Raw genomic sequence first — 11,384 nt, forward strand, 5'->3', positions numbered from 1 at the left:
GGAATCGAATGGTTCAGGCGAGCAGTCATTTTATAGCGATCTGTTCAGACTCGATTGGTGAGACGGCAGAAGCTGTCGTACAGGCGACCATGCGCCAATTTGAGTTACCAGACACAGAGATCAAAAGATTTATGAATGTGAGGGATGAAGACGAGCTGAGTCGGGTAATGGAGGAAGTTGCCGAGCGTAAAGGCTTTGTAGCTTATACGCTGGTACAGCCGGAATTGAGAGAGGCGATGAAAGAGGAGGCTGTTCGGCTGAATGTGCGGGCTGTCGATATTATGGGACCGATGATGCAGGCGTTTGCCGATACGTTTCATAACGATCCCAAAGAGAAGCCTGGTCTATTGCACCGACTGGACGACAACTATTTTCGGCGTGTAGAGGCACTGGATTTTGCGGTTCAATACGATGATGGCAAAGATGTGAGCGCTATTCTCAAAGCAGATATAGTATTGCTTGGGGTGTCTCGTATTTCCAAAACTCCTTTATCCATGTTTCTCGCACATAAAGGTTATAAAACAGTCAACATACCGGTTGTACCGGAGCTGACACCACCTGTTCAGTTGAAGGATGTTCAGCGTGGCCGAGTGTTCGGATTGACGATCCAGCCGGAGCTACTGTTGAAAATACGCAGTGAACGACTGAAGGTAATGGGGCTTCCTAATAATGTGCAGTATGCTACAGCGACGAGGGTGGAAGAGGAAATCGCGTATGCGCAGTCTTTGTTTAAAGAGCTGAATTGTCCAGTCATTGATGTTACAGATAAAGCAATTGAAGAGACAGCAGGCTTGATTGTTAGAATGCTATAAAGCGAAGCAACTTAGAAGCAACGTTTATAAAGAAAATATGAATCACGGGATACAGGAGTGTAAATATAAAATGGCAGCAAAGCTGCCGTGAAATATTATTTGCCTGTGGGTAACAATTATTTTTAGGAGAGGTGGAGGGATAGGTATGGAGAGTCAAATGGCATTGGAATTCGTTCGGGTAACAGAGGCAGCGGCACTGCAATCGGCACAATGGACAGGGCGTGGAGATAAGAATAGCGCGGACGAGGCGGCAACAGTAGCCATTCGTACTCATTTTAATGCGGTATCCATGGACGGCACGGTCGTGATTGGTGAAGGTGAAATGGATGAGGCTCCCATGCTGTATATTGGAGAGAGAGTAGGCAATCGCAGAGGGCCGGCCATGGATATTGCTGTTGATCCTCTCGAAGGGACGGAAACGGTGGCGAACGGTTTGAATAACGCACTGTCGGTCATTGCTGCTGCACCTCGTGGTAGTCTACTACACGCTCCGGATATGTACATGCAAAAATTAGCTGTTGGTCCGGCATTGGCTGGAAAGCTGTCACTAGAAGACACGATTCCGACTACATTGTCAAAAGCAGCGCGCATACTGGGGAAATCCTTGTCCGATCTTACGGTGTCGATTCTGGATCGTTCACGGCATGCCGGGATTATCCAGCTTCTGCGGGAAAGCGGCGTTCGGATCAAGCTGCTTGGTCATGGGGATGTGATGGGCGCAATTGAAACCTGCCTGGATAGCGGTGTAGATTTGCATATCGGCTCTGGCGGTGCTCCTGAGGGTGTATTGGCCGCGGCCGCGCTGAAATGCATGGGCGGAGAAATACAAGGCCGTCTGCTTCCTCATGGAGAAGAAGAGATTGCACGTTGCAAACGCATGGGTATTACTGATCCAGGGGCGTTGCTGTCGATGGAGGACATGGTCGGACGCCAAGGCGTGATGTTTGTGGCTACAGGCGTTACGCCTGGTGAGTGGTTGCAGGGGGTTCGTTCTCTGCCTGGTCACAGAGCTGAAACCCATTCAGTTGTAATGCATTCAGATACAAAAACGATTCGTTTCGTGCGAAGTATTCATCATACAGCTGATTCTTCCGGTACGCTTGCAGCCGCGGCATCCTCTTGAAATTTGAAGTCAAGACTTCCTTCACTGGTGAATTCAATCATAATAAACTTATAAAACAGCAAGTCTCTGACTAAAGGGAGACTTGCTGTTACTGTTTTTTGGGGATAAAAGAGTAAAAGCAAGGATATAAATTTCTAAAAAACAGGCACTTTTGAAGTGAAATTGAAACGTTTCTATTAGGGCAAAGAAAAAACATAGCTTTGGAAGAGAAAAAATCAATTCGAACTAATTTTTTTAGACGAAGAGTCAAAAAAAATTATGCATAATATAGTTCTTTGGAACTATATAAAAAACCTGTTTATTAAAAATTTAAAGAGTTATTAATTTGGGTTTGTGTGTGGTTGTTTTAAATTAGTTCCATTATATAGGAGGTTGAAGGGAGGTGCGAAAAAAGTCGGAATTTGTCGGATGATATCAGGTTGAATTTGTTACATTTATGTTAATGGCATGTAAAGATAAAATTGTTATAGGATAAGGGGTTTAGGCGTAATTGTAAATCATAATGATTTTAGTTTTACAATGTTCGTGAAAATGTGAAATTATGTTTTAAGCCAAATTTGCAGATCATGATGGGCAGATAATGAGCGAAAAAGTAAAATTGTTGCTTTTGTAGTTTGGAAACAAATAGCATAATATGGATTTTGGTTTATTTTTATGAAGTCTAGTAATTTAGCACTTTTGTCCCATGTCAAGCCGTTTTAAAGTTTGTATATTTAAAAAAGCTAGAAAGTGTTGGAAGAAAAAAAGATATATAAGGATTTATTGTAAAATTATTACTTCATAGAGGATGGAGGAATTCATATGACGACTCGATCACAATCTTGGTTCGCGAAAACAGAGGTCCAACCAACTGCGAAGCTCCAACTATTTTGCTTCCCCTACGCCGGCGGCGGTGCTTACATATTTAACTCTTGGAAGTCCAGGCTCGCACCTGATATTACTGTGTTGCCAATACAACTCCCAGGACGTGAGGCCCGCTCCATTGAAGCTCCAATGGAAACCCTTCAAGACATCGTTCAATCGCTGGTTCCCGCTATGGCTCCATACATGAATAAGCCTTTTGCCTTTTTTGGACATAGCATGGGGGCACTGATTGCATTTGAAACAGCACGGCAGTTGTACAGCAAAACAGGAAAACTACCTGTGCATATCATCGTATCTGGCAAATCCGCCCCTCATATTCCATACTCCAAAAAACGACTCCATGATTTAGTAGATGATTCTTTCACCGAAGAGCTCCGTTTGATGCAGGGCACCCCCGAAGAGGTGCTGCAAAATACTGAATTGATGCAAATTATTATGCCTCGTCTGCGTGCAGATTTTAAGGTATGTGAAACTTATGTTTATCAGCCGGGAAATCCACTGGCATGCCCGATGACGGTTCTAGGGGGAACGAAGGATTTTGAGGTTAGCACAGACTCACTCCGTGCCTGGCAGCAGCATACGATGTCACCTATGGATGTCCGGATGTTCGAAGGCAATCACTTTTTCATCCATGAACAAGAGCAAGAGGTTATGAGTGCAGTCGAGGACATTCTTTCCGCATCCTCGCCGATGGCCCACACTGCGGCAGCTCATACAGCTTGCAACACAAGTACTCTACAACCACGATTTAGGCAGAGTTGACTGTCCCACACATCACGATGCACTTCGCTATCACCATCTCAGCAATAACCGATAAAACAACCCACCATGATGCATTTCCCAACATAGATTAAAATCCAACTTTACTGTACAGGCACTCATTCATTTCAGACACAGAGTTTACTTCAACGACGTCCATCGCCAATCTAAATAGTTCGCACTGCATAAAGTGTGGGCAATGAAAAAGAGGGATGCCCTTGTTTCGAGCAAATTCTGCTTTTAGGAGACTTACACGTTATATAAAACCGTATAACCTTTGGGTTTTTATAACCGTAATTTCTTCTTTGTGTTTAGCAGCTATTGACATTATTTTGGGGAAGGCCATAGAGCAAATGGCACAGGGCACATTCTCCTCCACCCAGAACATGATCTATCTAGTTGTTGGTATGACGGTCATTGGAATGCCTTGTAAGTTTGTGATGAGGTACGCTTCAGCACGATTTAGTGTTAGTGCACTGCGTGACTTGAGAGGCGATCTCGTACATAAGTTTTATGATTTACCTGTTTCTAGCGTGGAGAGGAAGTTCACCGGAGATCTGGTATCCCGTCTAACAAACAATACGGCGCTGTTGCAGAACTTTTTTATCCAGCAATTTGCTAATCTGTTTTATTTGCCACTTGTGTTTACAGCATCATTAACGTTGCTTTTACTGACAAGCTGGAAACTGGTTTTGGCAAGTCTTGCGCTTATGCCTGTAGGAATGATTATCACCTCACTGATGAGCAAGCCAATTGAAAAATATTCCAAGGAGCTTCAGGAGAAAATTGCTCATTTGAATGCGGTGGGACAGGATGCAATTGGAGGACTTCCTATCGTCAAGGCATTCAATATGCAGGCTGTGCTGTTGAAGAAGTATTTGGTGATTACGGAGGAGGTCATCCGGCGTGGGCTGCGGCTGGAAAAACGCTATGCGTTCATCACCCCAGTAGGTGTGATGATGCTGGCAACACCAATTATTTTGGTCATAGTGTGCGGGGGATATCTGATTCAACAAGGTGAGCTGAATGCTGGAGGCATTGTCCTTTTTTTATATCTGATTTCGTTCATCTTGCAGCCTGTCGCCATGCTGCCGACACTCATTTCACAAATGAAGGAAGCAGAGGGAGCTGCGAAGCATTTGTTTGAGGTGCTGGATTGGCCGGATGAACGGCAAGACGGGAAAATCACTACAATAAGCCAAAATCTCAAGGAAGACGATGCAGAAAGCAAGGACGACATTGCTGTAGTCAGCTTTGAGCATTTGACCTTTGGCTACAACGAAGGGAACACGGTGCTGAAGGATATTAGCTTTCAGGTAGGACAAGGTGAAACGGTAGCGATTGTTGGGGCCAGCGGTGGCGGTAAAAGCACAATTTTCAAGCTGCTATGCGGATTTAATGAACCTGGAGAACATGCTGGAACCGTTCAATTATTTGGCAAGAATTTGACAGATTGGAACCTAACAAGCCTACGTAGCCATATCTCGATGGTATCTCAGGAACCGTCGCTTTTTCCGGCCACCATTGCAGAAAATATCGGATATGGCCGTCTGGAGGCGACTCGGAAAGAAATTGTCGAGGCGGCGAAAGCGGCACATGCGCATGACTTTATTGTTCAGCTACCAGAGGGATATGAAACTCTGTTGAGCGAGCGGGGAGGCGGATTGTCCGGCGGACAAAAGCAGCGTATTTCTATAGCAAGAGCATTGCTGAAAAATGCTCCGCTGCTTTTACTGGACGAGCCGACTTCAGCACTTGATAGCCAGTCGGAGGCTCAGGTACAGATTGCAATGAATGCAGCCATGCAAGACCGGACGGTACTGGTCATAGCTCATCGACTGTCAACTGTACGCCAGGCGAACCGCATTATCGTACTTGATCAGGGGAGCATTGTGGAATCAGGTACACATGAGGAATTACTAGGCCGTGATGGTGTGTACCGAAAGCTGTATTTGCAAAATTTTGAAGGACAGCAAACGGAGGAAGACGGGTATTCACTGCCTGAGGAAAGGAGTGAGCGTCGTGACCTTCAAGCAGGGGTTTTATGAATTTAAGCAATTGATGTCCCTGATGAAGCCGCATCGAAAATGGTATTTTACGGGGTTGGTTGGCAACAGTCTAACCAATGCCAGCATCACAATTTTGCTTTCTTTTGTGGTGCATAATCTGCTGAATTTTGCGGTTAATGGCGATGTACAGGAGCTATATCGAGCGGTCTATCTGGTCAGCGGGACATTTTTGGCATTAAGTCTTATTTCCCCTGTGTGCAGCTATATGTATAAACGCTGTGTCAAGCTTGCGATTGCCGATGTACGAATGAAGCTATTCGGCCATGTTGTCAAGCTATCGTATGAAAAAGCCGAAAAACATCATTCGGGTAATCTTGTATCCCGCATGACGAACGATGTGCAAGCGCTGGAGCAGGCTTATACCGTTCATATTCGCTCGATTATACTGGAAACTTCGCTTTTCTTAGGCTCATTAGTCATTCTGATGGTGCTGGATTGGCGATTTGGGGCTATGGCGGTTTTACTTGGTTTGGCTTCAGCCTGGATAAATGCTCATTTCGCGAAGAAAATGCGACACACGAGCGAAGAACTACAGGGACGGATGAGCAGATTTACAGAACGATTGAGTGATTTGCTTTCCGGATTACAGACGGTGAAGTTGTTTGGGCTCAGGGCAAAGGTAGGCGGACTTTGCAACGATGCAAGCGAAGACATAAATCGCATTAGTATCCGACAGGGACGTCATATGGGCTTGCAGGATATGTGCAATTTTGTCATTGAATTTATTACATTGGGCGGTGTGCTTGTTGCCGGATTGATCCTGGTTTCGCAGAAGCAAATGGAACTTGGAGTTTTGGGACAGATTGTGCAGCTGCAAACGGGTATTTCAACGGTGTTTTTGGAACTGGGGGCGGCTGTATCCCTGTTACAAAACTCTTTGGCAGGCTTGGCGCGTATCCGCGAAATCTTGAATGAGTCGAAGGAAGAGGAACAGTTCCCTGCGGCGAAGCAGAAGGGATCAGTAACCGGGCTTATCGATCTGGAGGTATCAGCTTCATCCGCCCGTGAACCTAAGGAATCTTATGGCGGTGTCGAGACTGTGGGTTCAGACCTCGCCATTGAACAGACTGCGGCTGCGCTGGAACTGCATAACATTACCTTTGGCTATCAGCCAGACCGTCCAACGCTGCGAGGATTGAACTTGGTTGTGCCAGAAGGGCAGGTAACCGCGATTGTCGGTCCGAGTGGGGGTGGCAAAAGCACAGTGATGAAGCTGTTACTGGGATTTTACCCACCGGATGAAGGAGTGCTGCGAGTTCGTGGCCGCTTGGCAGAAGAATTTCGGTTGGATGAGGTTAGGGAATTGATGGCCTATGTGCCACAGGAGGCTACACTGTTCCATGGTACAGTAGCGGATAATATCCGTTTTGGCTCACCGGATGCCACCGATGAGGAAGTAAAGGTTGCGGCCAAAACAGCCTATGCCAGCGGCTTCATAGCTGAGCTTCCGGAGGGTTATGACACGATTGTCGGTGAACGCGGAGCCAATTTGTCCGGCGGACAAAGACAGCGGATTGCGATTGCCCGTGCTCTGCTCAAAAATGCACCGATTTTGCTGCTGGATGAAGCGACCTCAGCCCTGGATGCAGAGTCGGAATACGAAGTTCAGCAGGGCTTAGATGAGCTGATGAAGGATCGCACCACATTAGTTATTGCCCATCGATTGTCTACAATTGAACGGGCGGATACGATCTGTGTCCTTGCCGATGGCGAGCTCAAAGAACAGGGAACTCATGACCAGCTCCTTGCTGAGGGAGGTCATTATGCGGAGCTGTACGAGCTTCAGTTTCGAAAGCATCCCGAGGAACAAACCGCATAAATATGCGAATTTTCTTTTTACCAAATATCTATTTTGCGAGGAGAGAGACGGATGACACAGCAAGATGTTCAATTGTTTTCCTTAAGCCAGCCACAGCAACGTATTTGGTACACGGAGCTTTTGTATCCTCATCGGAACACTTCAACCATTATTGCTACTGTAAAAATCAGAGGAACTGTTCGTATAGATGCATTGCAGCAAGCAATGAACCGGGTGATTGCCCAAAACGATTCTTTCCGTATCAAAATCACTGCTCAGGATGGAATCCCATATCAATATGTAGAGCCGTTTACAGCGGAAAGTATTGAAACGCTTCAAGTAACCCCGGAAGAAGCGAATGAATGGTTAAAGCGCCATAATCCACAGCCGTTCTCATTGTTGGATTCGCAGCTGTACCGATTTGTTATTTTGCAGTTAGGGGCAGAAGAAACCTGGTTTAATTTTAAAATGCATCATATTATTTCGGACGGGGTGTCCATGAATCAGGCCATTAATGAAATCACTGGACATTATATGGATATTGTTCATGGTACAGGCCAGGATGCACCGAGCAAGAGCAATCCTTATCTGGATTTTATTCAGGTAGAGCAAAGCTATGAGCAATCTGATCGCTATCAAAAGGACAAAACGTATTGGACGGAAAAGTTTGCTGATTTGCCAGAGACCACAGGTCTAAAATCATATAACCCGCTGACACTGAGCACAGCTGCACGCCGGGAAAGTTTTATACTGGAACATGGATTGTATCGTGGTGTTACGGCTTTTTGCGAGGAACATAAAATCAGTATTTTCACGTTCTTCCTAGCCGCTCTGTATATTTATTTGCATAAAGTGACGGGTGAGCAGGACTTAACTGTAGGAACACTCTATGCCAACCGTACGTCTAAGAAAGAAAAGGATACCATCGGCATGTTCGTCAGCACCGTGGCTACGCGTCTGCTGGTCGAACCGGAATCCGAACTGCTGGCCTTCTTACAGGGTGTAGGGAAGGAGCAGGCGTCCATTTTGCGGCATCAGCGTTACCCGTACAACAAAATTATTCAAGATTTACGTGAACAGCAAAGCAGTCTGGACATCCAGCGTCTGTTTGGGGCATCCATTCAGTACCGTACATTGAGTTTCTCTCGTTTTGATGAAGCGATTCAGCAGGTGGATAACGATTTCTGCGGAGATACAGTGAATGACTTCGATATTCACATGGTTGAAATGCTGGATGACGATAGACTCGTATTATACCTGGATTATCGTACCGAGCTGTTTAGTGAGCAGGAAATAGCTCGAATTATTCGACAATTTTTGAGTGTGGCGGAGCATATGGTACAGGGCCCACACAAGCGAATACAGGAATTGTCGCTGATCAGTGAGGAAGAACGGGCGGAAATCGTCGACGTATTCAATGCTACAGCAGTGGAATATCCACACGAAGCAGGCATTCATGAGCTGTTTGAGGAACAGGCGGCACGTACACCGAATCAGACAGCAGTTGTGTCTGGCAATGCCCATTTAACTTATGGCGAATTGAATGTAAAAGCCAATCGACTGGCTCACACGCTGCGCGGGCACGGTGTAACTGCCGAGCGAACTGTAGGTATCGTTGCAGAGCGTTCCGCAGATATGATCGTCGGTATGCTTGCGATTCTCAAAGCGGGCGGCGCATATGTGCCAATTGACCCTGATTATCCGGCTGAACGTGTGCGCTACCTGTTGGAAGATTCGGGAGCGGAGTTGCTGCTGGTGCAGCATGCGGAACAGCAGCTGGAGGATTACACCGGAATCGTGCTGGATCTGAGCGATGCCGCTGTGTACGGGGCAGAGAATAACCAAGACGTGAATAACATACATGGGGAACAAAACGAAGCTAGTCATGCAGATTTTACCCATTATTTAAATCTGAAAAATGAGCTTTTAAAGGAATCTTCTTCGTCTGTCGTAGACAGTACTACTGGAGCACATACATTTGGCAATCGACTAGCCTATCTTATGTACACTTCGGGTACGACCGGACAGCCTAAAGGAGTTATGGTAGAGCATCGCAATGTCGTGCGTTTGGTGAAAAATACAAACTATGCGCAACTGGGTGCTGACACGCGCATTTTGCAAACTGGTGCCGTTGTCTTTGACGCGTCCACCTTCGAAATTTGGGGTGCGTTGCTGAATGGAGGACAGCTTGTACTGGTAAGTCAGGATGTTATTTTGGACGCTCCGAAGCTCAAGGAAGCTGTCCGCAGCCATGGTATTACGACAATGTGGCTAACTGCGCCACTCTTTAACCAGCTATCCCAGCAGGATCTGGAGTTGTTCGAGGGGGTACAAGAACTGCTGGTCGGCGGTGATGTGTTATCCGTACCGCACATTAACCGGGTGCTGGAGGCTCATCCGTCCCTACGGATTATCAACGGCTATGGCCCAACGGAAAATACAACTTTTTCTACAACTCATGCAATTGCTGGCGTGCAATCGGAAGCGGTGCCGATCGGGCGTCCGATCTACAACTCCACAGCGTATGTTGTAGATCGTTCCATGCAGCTTCAGCCTGTGGGAGCATGGGGGGAACTGATCGTTGGCGGCGACGGGGTGGCACGTGGCTACCGGAATCGTCCTGATTTAACGGCTGAAAAGTTCATAGACAGTCCTTTCCGCAGCGGTGAGCGCTGCTACCGTACAGGCGATTTGGTGCGCTGGAATGAGGACGGAACGTTGGAATACAAAGGACGGATCGACGCACAGGTGAAAATCCGTGGCTACCGGATTGAGCTGGGCGAGGTGGAAGCACAGCTGTTGAAGCTGGAGGCAGTGCAAGAAGCTGTGGTCATTGCACGTGAGGATGAGCAGGGACAAAAACAGCTCTGCGCATATGTGGTCACCCTTGCGGATATCACAGCAAGTGAGCTGCGAAGCGACTTGAGTCAGGAGTTGCCGGGTTACATGGTGCCGTCGTATTTTGTACAGCTGGAACAATTGCCATTGACACCAAATGGCAAAGTGGATCGGCGTGCGTTGCCGCAGCCGGAGGGAAGCGTGGATTCCGGCGAGGATTATGTAGCCGCTCGTAATGAGGTAGAGCGGACATTGGTATCGGTATGGCAATCTGTACTGGGTATCGAACAGATTGGTGTTCTGGATAACTTTTTTCATTTGGGCGGCGACTCGATCAAGGCCATCCAGGTGTCTTCAAGACTGCTGCAAAATGGTTACAAACTGGAAATGAGGGAGCTGTTCCAGTATCCAACGATTGCTGAGCTGAATGGACGAGTGCAGCGGGTGACCCGCGTGTCCGATCAAGGAGAAGTCAGAGGAAACGTGGCATTGACACCGATTCAGAACTGGTTTATTGAACAGCAGCCATCCCATCCTGAACACTACAACCAGGCTCTGATGTTACACCGTGAGGATCGTTTGGACGAAACGGCGCTTCATCAGACATTGCAACGCATTGTCGAGCATCATGATGCTTTGCGCATCGTATTCCGCCAGAATGCAGACGGTGGTTATGAAGCATGGAACCGTGGCGTGCAAGAAGGAGAGCTGTATAGCCTCGAAGTGATGGATTATACCACGGAGTCTGACTTTGCTCATTTGCTGGAGAACAAAGCCAGCGAAATCCAAAGCAGCATCCGTCTAGATGAAGGTCCTCTGGTGAAGCTGGGTCTGTTCCGTTGCACCGATGGAGACCATTTGCTGGTGGCGATCCACCATTTGGTGGTCGACGGCGTGTCATGGCGTATTTTGCTGGAGGATCTGGCATCCGGCTATGAGCAGGCTTTACAGGGCGAGTCTGTCCGCTTGCCGAATAAGACGGATTCCTTCCGCCTGTGGGCTGATCAACTGGCAGCTTATGCGAACAGCACCGCGTTGGAGAAGGAACGTGCGTATTGGGAGCAGGTGGAGCGAGCTGGTGCTGCTCAAGAGGCATTGCCTAAGGATTACACTCGTAAATC

Annotated in this window: 6 protein-coding genes; all 6 read left to right on the forward strand. The window is 47.2% G+C overall.

Annotated features, from left to right (window positions below; all coding sequences use genetic code 11):
* Nucleotides 1-8: 8 nt before the first annotated feature.
* Entirely contained in the window at nucleotides 9-812 is an 804-nt protein-coding gene (locus tag OIU26_RS25565) for a pyruvate, water dikinase regulatory protein (protein WP_013370995.1), read from the forward strand.
* 145 nt (nucleotides 813-957) lie between these two features.
* Nucleotides 958-1,935 (forward strand): class II fructose-bisphosphatase, encoded by a 978-nt coding sequence (glpX, locus tag OIU26_RS25570; protein WP_014599716.1) that lies wholly within the window; start codon nucleotides 958-960, stop codon nucleotides 1,933-1,935.
* Between the two features lie 801 nt (nucleotides 1,936-2,736).
* Entirely contained in the window at nucleotides 2,737-3,561 is an 825-nt protein-coding gene (locus tag OIU26_RS25575) for an alpha/beta fold hydrolase (RefSeq protein ID WP_264218394.1), read from the forward strand.
* A 215-nt stretch (nucleotides 3,562-3,776) separates the two neighbouring features.
* On the forward strand, nucleotides 3,777-5,606 hold the full coding sequence (locus OIU26_RS25580) for an ABC transporter ATP-binding protein (RefSeq protein ID WP_264218395.1): 1,830 nt from the start codon (nucleotides 3,777-3,779) through the stop codon (nucleotides 5,604-5,606).
* Entirely contained in the window at nucleotides 5,581-7,446 is a 1,866-nt protein-coding gene (locus OIU26_RS25585; protein ID WP_064962318.1) for an ABC transporter ATP-binding protein, read from the forward strand. The genes OIU26_RS25580 and OIU26_RS25585 overlap by 26 nt, the downstream gene beginning before the upstream one ends.
* A gap of 51 nt (nucleotides 7,447-7,497) precedes the next feature.
* Nucleotides 7,498-11,384 (forward strand): amino acid adenylation domain-containing protein (locus OIU26_RS25590; RefSeq protein ID WP_264218396.1); only part of this gene is annotated, 3,887 nt, incomplete at its 3' end.

The sequence above is a fragment of the Paenibacillus sp. BT-177 genome (genome assembly GCF_025846815.2).
In the GTDB taxonomy this organism is placed as follows: domain Bacteria; phylum Bacillota; class Bacilli; order Paenibacillales; family Paenibacillaceae; genus Paenibacillus; species Paenibacillus polymyxa_C.

What these genes read in the sequence shown, in the direction of transcription:
- OIU26_RS25565 (WP_013370995.1), top strand. Translation starts at nt 9, where the DNA reads ATGGTTCAGGCGAGCAGTCATTTTATAGCGATCTGTTCAGACTCGATT.
- glpX (WP_014599716.1), top strand. Translation starts at nt 958, where the DNA reads ATGGAGAGTCAAATGGCATTGGAATTCGTTCGGGTAACAGAGGCAGCG.
- OIU26_RS25575 (WP_264218394.1), top strand. Translation starts at nt 2,737, where the DNA reads ATGACGACTCGATCACAATCTTGGTTCGCGAAAACAGAGGTCCAACCA.